A 17,438-nucleotide genomic window follows, 5' to 3' on the forward strand; every position below is an offset into this window, starting at 1 on the left:
CATCGGGTCATGCCCAGCCTGTTCCGTCACCTGTTGCGTCCCCTCAGCCTCGCCGGTCTGGTCACCGTGCTGGTGGTGGGCCTGTCATTCGGCGTGCAGGGCCCCGTTGCCGGCCCCAGCCAGGGGTTGCTCGGTACGTTCCTGCTGCTGTTCGTGGTGCACGGGTGGGTGGCCATGCAGACCCGCGCGCGCGCGGTGGCCGCAGTGCTGCAGGCCGTGCTGGCGATCGCGCTGGTCGCCCTGCAGCCGCGCACCGGAACCGCACCGGTACTGCTGGTGGTGCTGGTGGCGCAGCTGGCCGAGCATTGGCCACCGCGCTTTGTATTGGGTGTTGCACTGGTGGCCAACCTCGCCATGTATCTCGTGCTTCGCCACAGTGGCTTCACCCAGCCGTTGCTGGTGGTGCTGCTGTATGGCGGCTTCCAGGCGTTCGCCGCACTGACCGCGCACTACGCACGCAGCACCGCGTTGGCCCGTGACGACCTGGCCCGCGTCAATGCCGATCTTCTGGCCACGCGTGCGCTGCTGGCCGACAGCGCACGCGATGCCGAGCGCCTGCGCCTGGCGCGCGAACTGCACGATGTGGCCGGCCACAAACTCACCGCGATGCGCTTGAACCTGCGTGCGCTTGCAGCCGAACCCGTGCTGGCAGGGCGCGAAGGGTTGGTGCTGGCCGAGCAGCTGGCCGGTGAGCTGCTGGCCGACATCCGTCAGGTGGTGCAATCGATGCGCGACGACCGCGGCCTCGATCTGGCGACCGCACTGCACGCGCTGGCTGCTCCGTTCCCGCGCCCGTCGCTGCAACTGCGCATCGGCGAGGGCGTACGCGTGACCGACCCGCTGCTGGCAGAGACCGTCCTGCGCCTGGTGCAGGAAGCGCTGACCAATGCCGCCCGGCACGGCAACGCAGACACCGTCTGGTTGACGATCAACGAAGAGGACTCCCGGTTGCGCATCGATATACGTGATGACGGCCAGCGCGCCGAACGTATCCGCGAGGGCAACGGCATCGCCGGCATGCGCGAGCGTCTGGCGGCGGTACGCGGCCAGCTGGAACTGGCCCGCACCGCACAGGGCGGCATGCATCTGACTGCCTGGGTGCCGGCATGAGCGGCGGCGCGATCCGTGTTGCCTTGGCCGACGACCAGGCGCTGGTCCGCGCGGGCCTGCGCGCGCTGTTGCAGGGCCTGGGCGTGGACGTGATGCTGGAAGCCGAAGACGGCCAAGCGCTGCTGGATGCGCTGTCCACCCAGCGCGTGGACGTCGTGCTCAGTGACATCCGGATGCCCGGGATGGATGGCATCGAGGCGCTGCGACAACTGCGCGCACGCGGCGACGCCACGCCATGGCTGCTGCTGACCACCTTCGATGAGAGTGATCTGCTGCTGCGCGCCAGCGAGGCAGGCGCTCAGGGATTCCTGCTCAAGGACGCGGCACCGGCCGACCTGCGCGAGGCGATCGAGCGCGTTGCCGCCGGCGAGACCCTGCTGCTGCCGGTCAGCACCGAGCCGGTGCGCGCCCGCTACCGCTTCCATGACGAAGCACCGCCCACCGACACCTTCGGCGAGCGGGAAGTGGCGATCCTGCGCCTGCTGGCCGGTGGCTACAGCAACAAGGAGATTGCGCGCAGCCTGTTCCTGGCCGAGGGTACGGTGAAGAACTATGTCTCGGCCATCCTCGACAAGCTCGGTACCCGCGACCGCACCCGCGCGGTGCTGAAGGCGATTACCCTGCGCATCATCTGAGTTGCCGGCATCAGGAAAAAGCATGAACCCGATCCTGCACGTTGAGATCCCTGTCAGTGACCTGGCCCGTGCCATCGGGTTCTACCAGCAATGGCTGCAGGTGGACGTGGACGAGCCGATCCTGTTGCACGACTGCCGGATGGCGTACCTGCCGTTCGCCGACGACGCGGGCGGCGCCAGCATGGCGCTGGTGCAAGGCGCGGACTACCGGCCCTCCGAGCAGGGCGCGCGCATCTACATCGGCGTGGACGACCTGGGTGCCAGCCTCTCGCGCGCGCTGCAGGCAGGTGCCGAACTGCGCTTCGGTCCAGCCGATGCAGGCGAATGGCGCGTGGCCGAGATCCGCGACAGCGAAGGCAACCGCATCGCGCTGCAGGCCCGGGTGGTTCTGTAGAGCCGAGCCCACGCTCGGCTGCTGTTGGCCCAGCCGCCCAAGCTCAGCCGAGCATGGGCTCGGCTCTACAAGATCGCGGCACGTGAGCGCTGCAGCCAGTCGTTGATCGCCGGGTCCAGTCGTGGGTCGTCGGGCAGTTGCATGCCGAAACGCTGCTGCAGCACCTCGCGCACATCGCCGACATCGTGCAGCGGGCGCTTGTCGGGCGCCTGCCCGGGCCGGTACTCGGTGTAGTTGCCGCTGCCGATGGTGCGGCGCCAGTCCGGTCCGGTCAGAGAGGCGCGCAGCTGGCCGGGGAAGCTCGAATCCGGATGCGTGCACACGTACCAGTTGCCCACCACGTTGTCGATCGGTGCAGGCACCTGCAGATCGAAGCGGTACATCGCCCGCCAGCCATCGCTGGATTCGGCTGACAGCACGAAGTCGCCCTCCTCGGGCAGGCGCTGCAGCAGATAGCGCTCGTGCGGGGTGGCCTGCGGTTGCGCATCGTGCAGGCGCAGTGGCACGGTCGGGGTCAGGCTGCCGAATCCGGCGTCCACCAGCCAGTCGTCGCCGTCCACCTGCACGCGCAGGAGCAGATGGGTCCGTGCGGTCAGCTCGCTGTCCTGTGCGGCCAGCAGTACACGTGCACTGAGCGGCTGCGCATCGAAGCCCAGGGCCTGCAGCAGGGCCAGCAGGCCGCCATTGAGTTCGAAGCAGTAGCCGCCGCGACGGTCGTCGAGCAGTTTGCGCTGCACGCTTTCCAGGTCGATCGGCACCGCGTCGCGCAGCAGGCAGCTGAGGGTCTCGAACGGCAGCAGCGCGTTGTGGCGCTGCTGCAGCAGGGTCAGTCCGGCCAGGGTCAGTGGTGGCGGCGCATCCAGCTGCAGGCGTTGCAGGTAGCGCGGGACATCAAGCGTCGTCATGGCGGCACCGGGCGGGGGAGGGAGGTCCACTTTGCTCCCCCAACCGGGGTTGAGGTCAAGCGCGGCGCCCGTGTCATGCCCCCGTCGTCTGCACCCGGTACAAAGGCCGCGTCCACCCGCGACGGGGGGCCCGGGCGAAGAAAGCGCTAAAGTTGCCCTGAATCCGGCCGATACAGGTGCGTCTTTCCGCCTGGAGTCTGTCATGTCGGCCGTTGTCCCCCACCTCCGGTCCCTGCGCACGCGCCTTGCTGCGTTGCTCTCGGCATCCCCCGGGCTGCTGCGCTGGCTGCAGCCGCATCGGCTCAGCGTGGCCAACAAGCTCAAGGCGACCCTGTGGGTCTGTGGCCTGGGCCTGGTGGCGATCGCCGCTGTCTACGCCTGGACTGGCCATGCCAACGCACTGGCTGCACGCAGCCAGGCCAGCTACCAGCGCGGCAGCGATCTGGCCGCCAGCCTGTCCACGCGGGTGGCCGAAGCGCGTCGCCTGCAGACCCAGTATGCACGCAGTTTCGATGATGCTGACCGCGCACAGCTGTTGGCCACGCAGAAGGCATTGCAGGCCGATCTGCAGGCGCTGCGCGCGACGCCGATGGATGCTGGCCGGCGCAAGGCCCTGCAGGCGCTGACCGAAGCCGCCGACGCGTTCTCGCAGGGTGTGGCCGCCCTGTTCGAACGTGTCGACGAGATGGGTCGTGGTGATGCCGGCCTCGCCGCGCAGCTGCAGCAGGCCGCCGATACCCTGCAGGTACAGGTGGATGCGCTGCAGCGGCCGTCGCTGGCGCTGTCCCTGCAGAAGATGCGGAGGCAGGAGGCACTGCTGCTGCTCGATGGTGATTCCACCCACGCCGACCGTGCCAGCGAGGAGAAGCTGCCGTTCGATCTCGCGCTGGCCGGCCTGCCTACCGATGTGCAGGATGCCCTGCGTGGCGGGATGGAGGGCTATCAGGGCGCCCTGCTGGGTTACACCGCCGCCCGCGTCGGCCTGGACGTGGAGGCGCAGTCGCTGCTGGATACCGCTGCTGGCGTCGCGCCGGCATTGGCCGCCTTCCAGCAGGCGCAGGTGGCGGCGTTGGCCAAGGCGCAGGCGCGCCAGCAGGCCGGTGCGCGCACCATGAGCGTGCTGTTCGCACTCACGCTGCTGTTGGTTGCTGGTGTACTGATCACCAGCCTGGTCCTGGTCCTGCGCGCGGTGCGCCAGCCGATCCAGGACACCCTGCGTTTCGCCAGCGACATCGCCGACGATCGCCTGGACACCACCCTGCGCATCTACAACGTCAACGATGAAATCGGCCAGCTGGCCCAGCGGCTGGTCGACATGCAGCAGCGCCTGCGCACGCGCATCGAGACCGAGCGTGCGGTGGCGCGCGGCAACACCCGTGTGCGACAGGCATTGGACAGCGCGCAGACCGGGCTGATGGTGATCGATGCGGAAGGGCAGGTCGCCTACGCCAACCCGGCACTGCTGCTGCAGCTCGAGCGCCAGATCGAAGAGCTGGTGGGCAGCGACGCGGCACGCCTGCATCCAGTGCTGGGCAACCTGGCCAGCGTGCGCCAACGTGAGGAGCGCGAGATCGGGCATGCAGGGGTGCGCTACCAGCTGATCGCCAACGCCATCATCGACGAAGGTCAGTTCCTTGGCGTGGCGGTGGAATGGCGCAGCCGTGCGCTGGAAACCCTGTTGGAAACCGAAGTGGCCGCGCTGGTCGACGCCGCTGCTTACGGTGACCTGCACGGGCGCATCGCGCTGGAGGGCAAGCAGGGCTTCGTTCTTACCCTGTCGACCAGCATCAATCGCCTGCTTGCCACCTTTGAAACCAACCTCGGCGACCTGCAGGCACTGCTGGCCGCGCTGGCCAGCGGTGACCTCAGCGTACGCATGGAGGGTGAACTGCAGGGGGTGTTCGCGCGCATGCGCGACGATGCCAATGCCACCGTCGCTCAGCTCGGCCGCATCGTCACCCGCATCCAGCACGCAACCGCCAGCCTCGATACCGGTGTTGGCGAGATCGTTGCCGGCCATCACGACCTCTCGCAGCGCACCGAACAACAGGTGGCCAACCTGGAGGAGACTGCCGCATCGATGCATGAGCTGACCGATACGGTGGGTCGCAACGCGGATGCGGCGGGGCGTGCCGATGCGCTGGTCAAGGGCGCTGCTGAGGTGGCGCATCGCGGTGGTGAGGCGGTCGGCCAGGTGGTGGCGACCATGCATGGCATCAGCGAGGCATCACGCCGGATCGGCGATATCACCCAGCTGATCGATGGCATCGCTTTCCAGACCAACATCCTTGCGCTCAACGCGGCCGTGGAGGCTGCACGCGCGGGCGAGCAGGGCCGCAGCTTTGCCGTGGTGGCGGCCGAAGTACGCCTGCTGGCCCAGCGCAGTGCAGAGGCTGCCAAGCAGATCAAGGGATTGATCGAGGATTCGGTGGCGCGTGTGGGCCAGGGCAACCAGCAGGCCGAACAGGCCGGCACCACGATGGGCGAGATTGTCGGCAGCGTGCAGCAGCTGGCGGATCTGCTGGCCGGTATCCGCAGCGCGTCGCAGGACCAGCATGCCGGCATCGCCCAGGTGAACCAGACCATCGTGCAGATGGAGGCCAGTACCCAGCGCAACGCCAGCCTGGTGGAAGAGGCTGGTGCTTCGACAGCGCAGATGCAGGCGCAGGTGCATGCGCTGGCCGAAGCGGTGGGCGCGTTCCGTCTGCAGTCGATGCCACAGGCGCGCGCTGCGGCGGCCTAGCCTGCGGTTCCTTGTCGGCTGGCCGGGAATCAGCCGAGCGTAGGCTCGGCTCTACATCGGCTGCAGGAACACTGTAGAGCCGAGCCCATGCTCGGCTCACGCCAGCGTTCGGAGGCAGGAATCAATACACGTCGCGGCGGTAGCGCCCGTTTTCCAGCAGCGCTTCCACAACATCATCGCCCAGCGCAGCGCGCAGCACCTGGTCCACGCCTTCGGCCATGCCCTGCAGCGAGCCGCAGACATGGATCACCGCACCACGCTGCATCCACTCGCGCAGCGCGTCTGCGGCTGCATGCAGGTGATCCTGCACGTAACCACCTTCGCCATCGCGCGAGAACGCCAGGTCCACCCGCGCAAGATGACCGCTGGCCTGCCAGGCCTCGATCTCGTCGGCGAACAGGAAATCGTGCGCACGCTGGCGTTCACCAAACAGCAGCCAGTGCCCGTGCTCTCCCGCATGGGCGGCTTCACGCAGCAGGCTGCGCAGGCCGGCGATGCCAGTGCCGTTGCCGATCAGCACCATCGGTACGCCGGCCACACGGTGGAATCCGGGATTGCGGTGCACGCGGGCGACGATGCTGGCACCGATCGGTGCATGCAACGACAGCCAACCCGAGCCCAACCCGGCGCGACCTGCCTCGTCCTGTACCAGGCGCACCACCAGTTCCACCGCGCCATCGTCGGGGCATGAAGCGATGGAGTATTCGCGTCCGGGCAGCATCGGCAATCCGGCCAGCCACAGGCATGGGTCCTGCACCGCCAGTGCGGCATCGGCATCGGGTAGTTCGCGTTCGCTGGCCAACGCCAGCAGCGTGCGTGCAGCGCCGTCGGCCAGCAGCGGCTGCAGTGGATCCAGCCCATGTGCATTCAACACGGTGCTGGCATGCCGTGCGTTGTGACGGGGGGCGATATGCAGGATGTCGCCCGCCTGCCACTGCACCTCGGCCGGTGCCGCAAGACGGATGCGCCAGATCGCACCGCCGACGCTGCCCGGGTTGAGACGATCGCGGCCGAGCAGGCGCCACTCGTGCATCTGCGTGGCGGCCGGCAGCACGCTGTCATCGGTGACGATGCCGGACAGCGCGCCCAGCTGCTGCTGCCACTGGCGCAGTGCGGGTACCGCAGCGGCATCGACATCGATGCGATCGAACAGCGCACGCGCACCGTTGCCCAGCAGCCAGTCATCGACCTGGCGGCCAAAGCCGCAGTAATGCGGGTACTGGCGGTCACCGAGGGCGAGCAGTCCGAACTGCAGGCCCGACAGATCGGGTGCTTGTGCCAGCAGCCGTCGCGCAGCACCCCGCGCGGCATCCGGTGGCTCGCCGTCGCCGAAGGTGCTCAGCACGAACAGTGCCTGCGTGGTGCACGCCAGCTGCGCCGTATCGACATGGGCCAGTGGCAGCACCTGCACCGCATGGCCAGCAGCCTGCAGCTGCGCGGCCGCGCGCCATGCGAGTTGTTCGCCCAGTCCGCTCTGGCTGGCATGCACCACCAGCCACGGCGTGCCACCGCCATCGGCAGGCGTTGCTGGCAGCGACTGGCGCAGGCCACGCGCGGCGCGCTGGCTGCGTCGGCGGTCCAGGTAGAGCATCCAGCCGGTGATGAAGAACAGGCTCATGCCCAAACTGCTGAGCATCACCACGACACGCCCGGGCACGCCGAAGTAGCTGCCGGAGTGCAGCGCGAATACGCTGGTGGCCAGCTGCGCGCCGGCGCCCTGGCGCGCGTAGGGGCGGGCATCGAGCGTGGCACCCGTGCCCGGGTCGAGCTGCAGCAGATCATGCGCGCGGTCATGCTGGCCGCCGCGCTGCGACGGATCACCGGCCATCACGCGCACATTCAGTACCTGCCCGGGCTTCTCCGGCAGGCGCAGGTCGATGTAGCCGGTGCGCACGCCAGGCAGTGCATACAGCGTGGCTTCGATGCGCTCCAGGTTCAGGGCGGCACCGGTGGCGACCTTGTGCTTGGCGGCCGGTGCGACGCCCAGCAGGGTGTTGGCGGCGCTGCGGTACCAGTCGAACGACCACCACAGGCCGGTCAGTGCGCTCATCAGGTAGATCAACAGCACCCAGGTGCCGACCACCGAGTGCAGGCTCCACAGGAAGCCGCGGCCACTGCGCTTCCATTCCACTGCCAGCCAGCTGCGCCAGTGCCACCAGCGGCGGGGCCAGCGAAGGTACAGGCCGGACAGGGTGAAGAACAGTAGAGCGATGGCGCAGCTGCCGGTGATCCATTTACCGCGCTCGCCGGCGGCGAGGTGGCGATGCAGGTCTTCGACGAAATCGAAGAAGGCCTGTCCCCGCAGGGCACTGAAGCGCTCGCCGCTGTACGGATCGAAGTACACCCAGTGCTGCTTGCCACCGGCAAAGCGCGCAACCGAGGGTCGCTGCCCGGTGGCGTCGATGCGCAGGCGTTGCAGTGGGCGGTCACTGCCGGTCTGCAGCAGAGGCATCAGCTCGCTGAGCGCCAGCGGGTGTTGGCCGTCGGCGTGGTGCTCGGCGATTTCTGCGAAGCCAGGATTGGCTGCACGCAGCAGTTCATCCTCGAAGGACAGCACGGCGCCGCTGAGGCCCATCACGGCCAGTACGGCACCGGCGGTGATGCCTAGCAGCCAGTGCAGATGGAACAGGACGTTCTTGAACATCGAAGGAGGAGGGCCCGAAAGGCTGCCGCCCGCATCCTGCGCAACAGCAAATGAGAATTAGTCGCGGAATTCTCCGGGGCGGACGGGCTACGGTCAAGGAGGGTTTTGTTGCAGGGCTTTGCAGCCCTGCACCCGCTACAAGCCGGAGCAACGTCAACGTCAAAAGCTGGCTATCCGTAGGTTGGCGGGGTGGGTCCGGTTGAGGGGGACGCTGCAAGTACGTACATGTAAGCTCGGTCGCCGCACGCATGCGGCTCACGCCCCCTCAACCGGACCCACCCCGTCTTCAACAGTTTTCCGCGATCTGTCGGAACGGCGTTCTGCTTTGGTGGGTGCCGACCTACGGTCGGCACCCACCAACAGCCGCCGCGGGGATCTGTCGGGGGGTGGGGCGGTGTGGGCGGTCAGGACCGTTGGCGCCATGGATGGCGCCATCGAGCCCCCATGGATGGGTTTACGGCGTGTCCTGACCACCCACAGTGCCCCGCCATCCCACGGAATGCCCGCTTTGGCTTTGGCTTTGGCTGTTGCCGTTGCACTGAGCAGGGTGCAGGGCTGCAAGCCCTGCAAAAAACACCCTCACTTCACCCAGCGTTCGATCTCGCCGCGGGCGAACGGCCCCAGCTTCGCCTTGACCATCCGCCCCTGCGCGTCGAACAGAACGCTGTACGGCAGCAGACCCCGTGAATTGCCCAGCTGCACGCTGGCATCGCGTGGTCCCGGGGTCTCGATCACGATGGGATAGTCCACCGGCACCTGCAGCAGGAAGCGGCGCACGTCTTCCGGGGTATCCAGCGCCAAGCCCAGCACCTGCACACCGTCGTCGCCCTGCGCATGGGCGAAGCGGGCAAGCTCGGGCATCTCTTCCACGCATGGGCCGCACCAGCTGGCCCAGACATTGACCAGCAGCGGGCGGCCGGCGAAGCGCTGGCGCAGGTCCAACGGTTGGCCTTCAAGATCGGGCAGCGACAGTGCCGGCAGGCTGTCGCCGACCTGCAGGGCGGGTGCCGCAGCCGCCACAGCGGGCGCCGCCGGAACGGCCTTGGGCGCGGCCGGCGCCGGCGCCAATCGATGCCCGGCCCACAGGCCAAGGCCGGCGGCCAGCACCGCTGTCCACAGCAGCGCTGGCCGTTGCCACTTCATCGCGCGGTGCGCAGCAGCGCTTCCTCGACCACGGCCTGGGTCAGCAGGGTTGGCAGCACGGTCGGTGGTGCACCGGGGCCGTACACCACGTACAGCGGCACGCCCACAGCCTTGTGCTCTTCCAGGAAGGTGGTGATCTGCGGGTCCACGTTGGTGTAGTCACCGCGCATGTAGACCGCGTTGGTGCGCTTGAGCAGGTCCTTGAACTCCGGCCGCGACAGCACTGCGCGCTCGTTGGCCTTGCAGCTCACGCACCAGTCGGCGGTCATGTTGACGAACACCACGCGGTTGTCGGCACGCAAGCGGTCCAGCAGCTGCGGTGAATATTCGACCACATTGTCGCTGGCCACCTGCGCGGCGCGCGCCGGTGCGGCCAATTGGGTCACGCCCCAGGCCGGCACCAGTGCCCCGATTGCCAGCAGTACGCCCAGCAGGGTCACCGCGCGCGAGCCGGTCCAGCGATTGCGCTCGAACAGCCACAGGCCGAAGGCGAGCAGCAGCAGGCCACCCAGCACCAGCGCCATGCCGTCCACGCCACGCTGCTTGCCCAGTACCCACAGCAGCCACAGCGCGGTGGCGTACATCGGGAAGGCCAGCACATGCTTGAGCGTTTCCATCCACGGGCCCGGCTTGGGCAGGCGGCGGGCCAGCGCCGGCACGAAACCGATCAAGAGGAACGGCAGGGCCAGGCCCAGGCCGAGGAACAGGAACACGGTCATCGCCTTCAGCGGCGGCGCAATGAACGCGTAGGCGATCGCGCCCCCCATGAACGGGCCGACGCAGGCGCTGCCGACCACGCAGGCCAGCGCACCAGTGAAGAAATCACCGGCCGGGCCGCTGCGGCTGGCCAGCGACTGGCCCAGGTTGCCGATGCCGCCGCCGAGGGTGAATACACCGGACAGGCTCAGGCCCACCGCGAACATGATGTAGGCCAGTGCCGCCACCACGCCCGGGTGCTGCAGCTGGAAGCCGATGCCGACGGCGTTGCCGATCGCGCGCAGGCCGACCATCAAAGCGCCGATCACCGCGAACGCGACCAGTACGCCCAGCGTGTACCAGAGCGCATGGCTGCGCGCACGCTGCGGGCTTTCGCCGCTCTGTGCCAGGCTCAGCACCTTCAGCGACAGGATCGGCAGCACGCAGGGCATCAGGTTCAGCACCAGGCCGCCCGCGAGTGCCAGCAGCAGGACCCACAGGAACGAACGGTCGGAATTCGGCGTAGTCGCCGGTGGGCGCGTGCGCAGCGCGTTGTCACCACGCGCATCAGCAGCGAATCCGCTGCCGGCGGCGGCACCCGCAGGGCTCCCGGCAAGTGCGGTGGCAGCATCGGTGTTGGGTACGGTAGGCAGCAGGCGTAGCGGAGCACCATTTGCGGCTTCGCGCGGTGCAGCTGCGGCACCGGCCAGCGGGCTGATCACCTCGTTGCGCGGCAGTGCCTGGTCGGCGCTGGCGCTGATCTTGCCGGCCGGGATCGACAGCTTCACCCGGCGGGTCATCGGCGGGTAGCAGATGCCATCGGTCTGGCAGCCCTGGAAGGTCACCACCAGGGTGCCGTCCACCGCGTCGGCAACGGAGCGGCGCAGCGGCAGCGGTACTTCCACCTGGTTGAAATACACCGAGACATCGCCGAAGTGCTCATCGCGATGCGACTGTGCGGCCGGCCAGCGCGGTTTGTCGGCCAGCACGCCGGTGCTGCCTTCCAGCTTCAGTGAGGTGCGGTCGCGATACAGGTAGTAGCCCGGCGCCGGGCTGAAACGCAGCAGCAGGGTGTTGCCGTCGCTGGCGATGGCGTCGAAGCCGAACGCCTGCTCCGAAGGAAGCGGCAGCGCCTGGCTGTTGCTGGCGGCGCCCGGCAGGCGCAGGCCGCCGCGGTTGCCGGCACCGGCCAGCGGGTTGTTGAACGGGCTGGCGGCACTGCTACGCGCGGCAGGCGGCGCGGACGCCGCACCGGCGCCCGGCAGGGTGACCTGCACCACGCGCTTCTGCGGCGGGTAGCACACACCGGCATCGGCGCAGCCCTGGTAACGCACTTCCAGGCTGATGGTGCCGGCGCCCTCGGTCGGCGTGCCGGGCAGGGTGGCCTGCAGGCGCTCGCGATAGGTTTCGACCTCACCGAAGAAATCGTCGTGGTGCTTGTCGCCCTTGGGCATCTGCAGCGCGCCGGCATTGAACGCTGGGTCGGCCTTGACGCTGGTGCGGTGGCGGTACAGGTAATAGCCCGGTGCGATCTTGAACTGCAGTTGCACCTGGCCGCGCTCGGGGGCGGTGGCGGTCAGCGCGAACGCCTGGTCCACCGGCAGCAGGTCCTTCTCATCCAGTGCAGAAGCCGGCAGCGAGAGCCACAACAGGGCGCACAAGGCAGCGCCACGCGCAAACAGAGTCTTCAATCAGTGTCCTCCCGGGTCTGTGCCCGGATCCAATCCAGATACGCCGGCAGGCCGGCCCGGGTTTCGACCGCGATGCACTCCGGAAGTTCATACGGATGCAGTTCGACGATCCGGGCAATCGCGTCATCGACGCGGCGTGCGGTGGTTTTCACCAGCAGCTGCAGCTCGGCGTCGGTGGTCACCTCGCCCTGCCAGCGGTAGGTCGACTGTGCGCCCTCGAGGCGTGTCACGCACGCGGCCAGGCGCTCGCCGACCAGCGCGTGCGCGATGCGCTCGGCACTGGCCCGGTCCGGGCAGGTGGTCAACAGCAGCAGGACGGGATCGACGGTCGACATGGCCGTCGAGTATAGGGCCGCCACCGGGTCAGGGCCCGGCGGCGGCGATGGACCGCTGCGTTGCGCGGTTAGTTGGCCAGCTGGCAGGTCGCCGGCTTGGCCGAGGTGAACAGGCCCGGGGTCGCCCACTCGGGGTGGTCGATGAACGGGTTGCGGTTGCCCTGGAAGCTGTAGATCACGTCATTGCGCGCACGCTCGGCATCATCCGGCGGGTCGGACAGGTGCCAGTCGATCAGCGTCGACAGCAGGCCCATGTAGGCCGGCGAGCTGCTGGTCTTGACGATTTTGCTGCGGTCGTCGGTCAGCTCCAGGTCCGGCTCGGACTGGCCGGTGGCCGCGTCCTTGCCGCCCTCGTAGCGGATCGCCATGTACAGCACCGCACGCGCCATGTCGCCCTTGCGCTTGCCCCACACCTCGAAGGTGCCGGTGTTGCCGTCCGGCGTGCGCACCCAGTTGGAGTTGCCCGGATAACCGCCGCTGCCCCCGCCCTGGCCGTTGTTGGCCTCGGTGGCACGCTCGCCGCAGCTGGCATCGCACTTGCCGAAGGGCTTGTTGCCACGGTCGGCGTTCCACTGCGCGTCGGTCAGGTACAGCATGTGGGTGTCGGTGTACGGCGCGTACGGCAGGCCCTTGTCACCGGTGGTGCTGGCAAAACCCAGCGAGTTCGGCCAGGTGTGCTCGCGGTTGTACTTCAGGCCGCCGCCGCTGCCGGCGCGGTCGGTCACCTTGGCGTAGCTCCGGTTGCGGTACGCATCCAGGATCCTGCCGCTGTTGTTCGGGTCTTCGTCGGCGATCTCCAGGATGGTCCAGGTGCTGGTGCCCGAGCCGCTGTATGGGTAGGCGGTGTGGCCCTTGATGGTGGCGTGCAGCGAGCAGCGCAGCTGGCTGGGGCTGCTGGTGTTGACCTTGGAGTAGTAACCGGCCGGCACGCCGGGGTTGCCGGGGTCCGGATTGCCGCCGGTGCTGGCCACGGTGAACGCGATACGGCTGTCGGCGGCCGGGTGTGCGCCCTGCAGGTCGGTGATGCGCGCGGCGCGGATGTCGAAGCGGCAGGCTTCACCGGCCACCAGCGCGGTGTTGGTGGACAGCTTCACGCTGCGCCCGCTGGCGGGGAAGGTCAGCGGCACGCTGCCGGAAGTGCCGCAGCTCAGCGCGAAGGCACCACTGGCCAGGTTCACGGTTTCGCTGAACACCACTTCCAGATCGGCCGCGGCCGGGAAGGTGCTGCTGCCCTGTGCCGGGGTGGTGGTGGACACCGACGGCGGGGTGTTCGGGCCCGGGGTGCCACCGCCGCTGAAGGTCTGGCCGTTGTTGCAGCGGCCGAACGTCTGCCCGGCAGACTCGGCCCAGGTGAAGTGGGCGTACTGGCTGCCGCTGCCGGTCAGCTGCAGCGAGGTGCCTGGCGCCGTGCTGTTGGTCTCGGCCACCGGAATGTTCTGGCTGGTCATGCCGGCGGCAGGGCCACCGGAGGCGGTGATGGCGCCCTCGTAGCTGAGGAACTGGACCACCTTGCCGTTGGCATCGACCAGCGCGATGCCGTCGTTCGGGCCGTTCTGGAGGCCGTTGGTCGGGTAGCTGACCACGGCCAGGGTGGCGCTGCCGCAGCTGGCGGCGGTGCCGGCCGGGACCGGGTTGTTGGCGTAGACCGTGGCGGCGGAAGGATTGCTGCCGTTGTAGAGGTAAAGCCGATAGCCGGACAGGTCCTCACCGGCGGTGGCTACGACTTCGATCGCTTCGCCGACGTCACCGGCGGCGGTGCTGTCGTCGTAGTGCAGTTCGTTGATGAAGACCTCGGCCTGGGCCGGCGCGGCGGCCAGCGCCAGCAGGCAGGCGGCGGCAAGCGGGGACAGCAATCGCATCGACAACTCCTTGTGATTGGGAATGCGCGGCCGAGCCTAAGGCCGATCCAGTGACACTTTGTCGTAAATGAACGTCAGATATCTGACAGTGCGACACGGGTCACCAAAAGTCGAGGGCGCAGGAAAGCGAAAGACGCGTTTCACCGGACTGAACGTCTTCATGCAAGGCCCCCCGTGCAGGCGTGGCCCCGACGAAATTTTTTCTGCGAGCGGCCTTGAAAGGTCCGGGGCCAGCTCCATCTCTGTCCTGCTCCCGATTCGTCGGGCTTTTTCGCGAGCAATGCTGGCAGTCACCTGGGGTGAGTGCTAACATCGCCAGACTTTTTCAGACCAATCAATAACTTAAGAGGTCTCTCATGAGCATCAAGCCGCTGCACGACCGCGTTGTGGTCAAGCCGATCGAAGCCGACGAAATCTCCGCCGGTGGCATCGTCATTCCGGATTCGGCCAAGGAAAAGTCCACCAAGGGTGAAGTCGTGGCCGTCGGTCCGGGCAAGCCGCTGGACAACGGCAGCGTGCGTGCGCCGTCGCTGAAGGTTGGCGACAAGGTCATCTACGGCCAGTACGCCGGCAGCTCGTACAAGAGCGAAGGCGTCGAGTACAAGGTCCTGCGCGAAGACGACGTGCTCGCCGTCATCGGCTGAGCCTCGGCGCGACCTGCTTCATCCCCTGATTCCAAACACCCAGCCGCCGGGCCTGGCCCGGCGCTACCAATGAGGTAACTGCAATGGCTGCCAAGGATATTCGTTTCGGTGAAGACGCCCGTTCGCGCATGGTGCGCGGCGTCAACGTTCTCGCCAATGCCGTCAAGGCCACCCTGGGCCCGAAGGGCCGCAATGTCGTGCTGGAAAAGAGCTTCGGCGCGCCGACCATCACCAAGGACGGCGTGTCCGTCGCCAAGGAAATCGAACTGGCTGACAAGTTCGAGAACATGGGCGCGCAGATGGTGAAGGAAGTTGCTTCCCGCACCAACGACGACGCTGGCGACGGCACCACCACCGCCACTGTGCTGGCCCAGGCCCTGATCCGCGAAGGCGCCAAGGCCGTGGCCGCCGGCATGAACCCGATGGACCTCAAGCGCGGTATCGACAAGGCCGTCGTGGCCGCCGTTGCCGAGCTGAAGAACATCTCCAAGCCGACCGCCGACGACAAGGCCATTGCCCAGGTCGGCACCATCTCGGCCAACTCGGACGAGTCGATCGGCCAGATCATCGCCGACGCGATGAAGGAAGTCGGCAAGGAAGGCGTGATCACCGTTGAAGAAGGCTCGGGCCTGGACAACGAGCTGGACGTGGTCAAGGGCATGCAGTTCGACCGCGGCTACCTGTCCCCGTACTTCATCAACAACCAGCAGTCGCAGACCGCTGATCTGGATGACCCGTTCATCCTGCTGCACGACAAGAAGATCTCCAACGTGCGTGACCTGCTGCCGGTGCTGGAAGGCGTCGCCAAGGCCGGCAAGCCGCTGCTGATCGTTGCCGAAGAAGTCGAAGGCGAAGCGCTGGCCACCCTGGTGGTCAACACCATCCGTGGCATCGTCAAGGTCGTGGCCGTCAAGGCTCCGGGTTTCGGCGACCGTCGCAAGGCGATGCTGGAAGACATGGCCGTGCTGACCGGCGGCACCGTGATCTCCGAAGAAGTGGGCCTGTCGCTGGAAAAGGCCACCATCAAGGACCTGGGTCGCGCCAAGAAGGTGCAGGTGTCCAAGGAAAACACCACCATCATCGATGGCGTGGGTGACAAGGCTGCCGTCGACGCACGTGTCGGCCAGATCAAGACCCAGATCCAGGACACCTCCTCCGATTACGATCGCGAGAAGCTGCAGGAACGCGTGGCCAAGCTGGCCGGCGGCGTTGCCGTGATCAAGGTCGGTGCTTCGACCGAAATCGAAATGAAGGAAAAGAAGGATCGCGTCGACGACGCCCTGCACGCCACCCGTGCAGCCGTTGAAGAAGGCGTGGTCCCGGGCGGTGGCGTTGCCCTGGTCCGTGCGGTCACCGCACTGGCCGGCTTGAAGGGTGCCAACGAAGACCAGAACCACGGCATCCAGATCGCCCTGCGTGCGATGGAAGCCCCGCTGCGCGAAATCGTCTCCAACGCCGGTGAAGAACCGTCGGTCATCATCAACAAGGTCAAGGAAGGCACCGGCAGCTTCGGCTACAACGCCGCCACCGGCGAGTTCGGCGACATGCTGCAGTTCGGCATCCTGGACCCGACCAAGGTGACCCGTTCGGCCCTGCAGAACGCTGCCTCGATCGCTGGCCTGATGATCACCACCGAAGCCATGGTTGCCGAAGCTCCGAAGAAGGACGAGCCGGCCATGGGTGGCGCCGGTGGCATGGGCGGCATGGGTGGCATGGGCGGCATGGACTTCTAAGTCCCCGCTTCACCCCGTAATGAAAAACCCCGCCGCACGGCGGGGTTTTTTTGTGGCCGGTTGCCGCCGCAGCGACACAGCGCCCTGCAATGGCATCGCTTTCCGAGCGGCTCATCCTGCGTCCCGCGAGGCGTGTGTGCCTGCTTCCTGCGGCGTCATCAGTGCTGCATGCAACCAGGTCATGAAAGCAGGTATCGCAGCGTTGGATTCGCAGTCCGCACGCGTCACCGCGTAGTAGGCGAAGGCCTGTGGCCAGGGCCGGTCTATCACCACCTGCAACCGGCCATTGGCCAACTCTTCGGCCGCATGGATGTCGCGCACCGGAGCGATACCTTGCCCGGCCACCGCTGCGCGGATCAGCAACAGGTCGTCATCGAAAGCGGGGCCGCGCTCCAGTCGTTCATCGATGGGCAGATCCAGTGCCTGGAACCACAGCCGCCAGTCACTGCGGTCGGCGTCCTGCAACAAGGGCAGCTGCAGGCAATCCTGTACCGAGCTGACCGTCGGTGTGCCGGCCAACAACGCTGGACTGGCCACCGGCAGCAGCACGGGTGCCATCAGGTGCTCAGCGTGCAGCCCCGGGTAGCGGCCCAGGCCGTGGCGGATGGCGATGTCTACTCCCTCGCGGCGCAGGTCGACCAGCGCCGCGCTCGAGTCCAGCTGCACGTCTACCTGCGGATGCAACGCACTGAACGCGCCCAATCGCGGCGCCAACCACTGTGCGGCGAAGCTTGGTGCCGCGCTGATGTGCAGCGTGCGCCGCGTTTCCCAGCGCTCCAGGGTCTGCACGCTGTGCGAGATCTTATCGAAGGCCTGCAGCAGTTCCGGGTATACGCGAGCGCCTGCGGCACTGAGCACCACGCCATGCCGGGTGCGGTCGAACAGACTCCACCCAGCCGTTCCTGC

13 protein-coding genes are annotated in these 17,438 nt (G+C 67.5%); 6 read left to right on the top strand and 7 right to left on the bottom strand.

Annotated features, from left to right (window positions below; all coding sequences use genetic code 11):
- The first annotated feature begins 9 nt into the window (after positions 1 to 9).
- The 3 genes from D7Y61_RS07820 to D7Y61_RS07830 are packed head-to-tail and all read left to right on the top strand — an operon-like array spanning position 10 to position 2,139.
- Positions 10 to 1,110, top strand: a complete 1,101-nt coding sequence (locus tag D7Y61_RS07820; protein ID WP_180865795.1) for a sensor histidine kinase — start codon at positions 10 to 12, stop codon at positions 1,108 to 1,110.
- Positions 1,107 to 1,745, top strand: a complete 639-nt coding sequence (locus D7Y61_RS07825; protein WP_180865796.1) for a response regulator transcription factor — start codon at positions 1,107 to 1,109, stop codon at positions 1,743 to 1,745. Before D7Y61_RS07820 ends, D7Y61_RS07825 begins: the two co-directional genes overlap by 4 nt.
- A 22-nt stretch (positions 1,746 to 1,767) precedes the next feature.
- On the top strand, positions 1,768 to 2,139 hold the full coding sequence (locus D7Y61_RS07830) for a VOC family protein (RefSeq protein ID WP_180865797.1): 372 nt from the start codon (positions 1,768 to 1,770) through the stop codon (positions 2,137 to 2,139).
- A 65-nt stretch (positions 2,140 to 2,204) separates the two neighbouring features.
- Here D7Y61_RS07830 and D7Y61_RS07835 read toward each other — a convergent pair whose 3' ends face one another.
- Complete coding sequence (locus D7Y61_RS07835) at positions 2,205 to 3,044, bottom strand: arylamine N-acetyltransferase family protein (protein WP_180865798.1); 840 nt, start codon at positions 3,042 to 3,044, stop codon at positions 2,205 to 2,207.
- A 202-nt stretch (positions 3,045 to 3,246) separates the two neighbouring features.
- On the opposite strand from D7Y61_RS07835, the gene D7Y61_RS07840 reads away from it, so the two are divergent.
- Entirely contained in the window at positions 3,247 to 5,787 is a 2,541-nt protein-coding gene (locus tag D7Y61_RS07840; protein ID WP_180865799.1) for a methyl-accepting chemotaxis protein, read from the top strand.
- Between the two features lie 121 nt (positions 5,788 to 5,908).
- Here the strand turns inward: D7Y61_RS07840 and D7Y61_RS07845 are convergent, their stop codons facing one another.
- The 5 genes from D7Y61_RS07845 to D7Y61_RS07865 form a co-directional block, all read right to left on the bottom strand.
- On the bottom strand, positions 5,909 to 8,431 hold the full coding sequence (locus D7Y61_RS07845; RefSeq protein WP_180865800.1) for a PepSY domain-containing protein: 2,523 nt from the start codon (positions 8,429 to 8,431) through the stop codon (positions 5,909 to 5,911).
- Positions 8,432 to 9,010: 579 nt separating this feature from the next.
- Positions 9,011 to 9,574: a TlpA family protein disulfide reductase gene (locus D7Y61_RS07850; RefSeq protein ID WP_180865801.1), complete on the bottom strand. Its 564-nt coding sequence runs from the start codon at positions 9,572 to 9,574 to the stop codon at positions 9,011 to 9,013.
- Complete coding sequence (locus tag D7Y61_RS07855) at positions 9,571 to 11,961, bottom strand: protein-disulfide reductase DsbD domain-containing protein (RefSeq protein ID WP_180865802.1); 2,391 nt, start codon at positions 11,959 to 11,961, stop codon at positions 9,571 to 9,573. The genes D7Y61_RS07850 and D7Y61_RS07855 overlap by 4 nt, the downstream gene beginning before the upstream one ends.
- The gene (cutA, locus tag D7Y61_RS07860; protein WP_180865803.1) at positions 11,958 to 12,296 is read right to left on the bottom strand and encodes a divalent-cation tolerance protein CutA; all 339 of its coding nucleotides are present in this window, start codon (positions 12,294 to 12,296) and stop codon (positions 11,958 to 11,960) included. The genes D7Y61_RS07855 and cutA overlap by 4 nt, the downstream gene beginning before the upstream one ends.
- 68 nt (positions 12,297 to 12,364) lie before the next feature.
- Positions 12,365 to 14,155, bottom strand: a complete 1,791-nt coding sequence (locus D7Y61_RS07865; protein WP_180865804.1) for an endonuclease — start codon at positions 14,153 to 14,155, stop codon at positions 12,365 to 12,367.
- 356 nt (positions 14,156 to 14,511) lie between these two features.
- Between D7Y61_RS07865 and D7Y61_RS07870 the strand changes: the two genes are divergently transcribed.
- A complete protein-coding gene (locus D7Y61_RS07870; RefSeq protein WP_006396661.1) occupies positions 14,512 to 14,799 on the top strand; it encodes a co-chaperone GroES in 288 nt (95 codons plus the stop codon).
- Between the two features lie 83 nt (positions 14,800 to 14,882).
- Positions 14,883 to 16,532, top strand: a complete 1,650-nt coding sequence (groL, locus tag D7Y61_RS07875) for a chaperonin GroEL (protein WP_180865805.1) — start codon at positions 14,883 to 14,885, stop codon at positions 16,530 to 16,532.
- 111 nt (positions 16,533 to 16,643) lie between these two features.
- Here groL and D7Y61_RS07880 read toward each other — a convergent pair whose 3' ends face one another.
- Positions 16,644 to 17,390: a LysR substrate-binding domain-containing protein gene (locus D7Y61_RS07880; protein WP_345776227.1), complete on the bottom strand. Its 747-nt coding sequence runs from the start codon at positions 17,388 to 17,390 to the stop codon at positions 16,644 to 16,646.
- Positions 17,391 to 17,438 lie beyond the last annotated feature (48 nt).

It is taken from the genome of Stenotrophomonas maltophilia, assembly GCF_013464485.1.
In the GTDB taxonomy this organism is placed as follows: Bacteria; Pseudomonadota; Gammaproteobacteria; order Xanthomonadales; family Xanthomonadaceae; genus Stenotrophomonas; species Stenotrophomonas maltophilia_AW.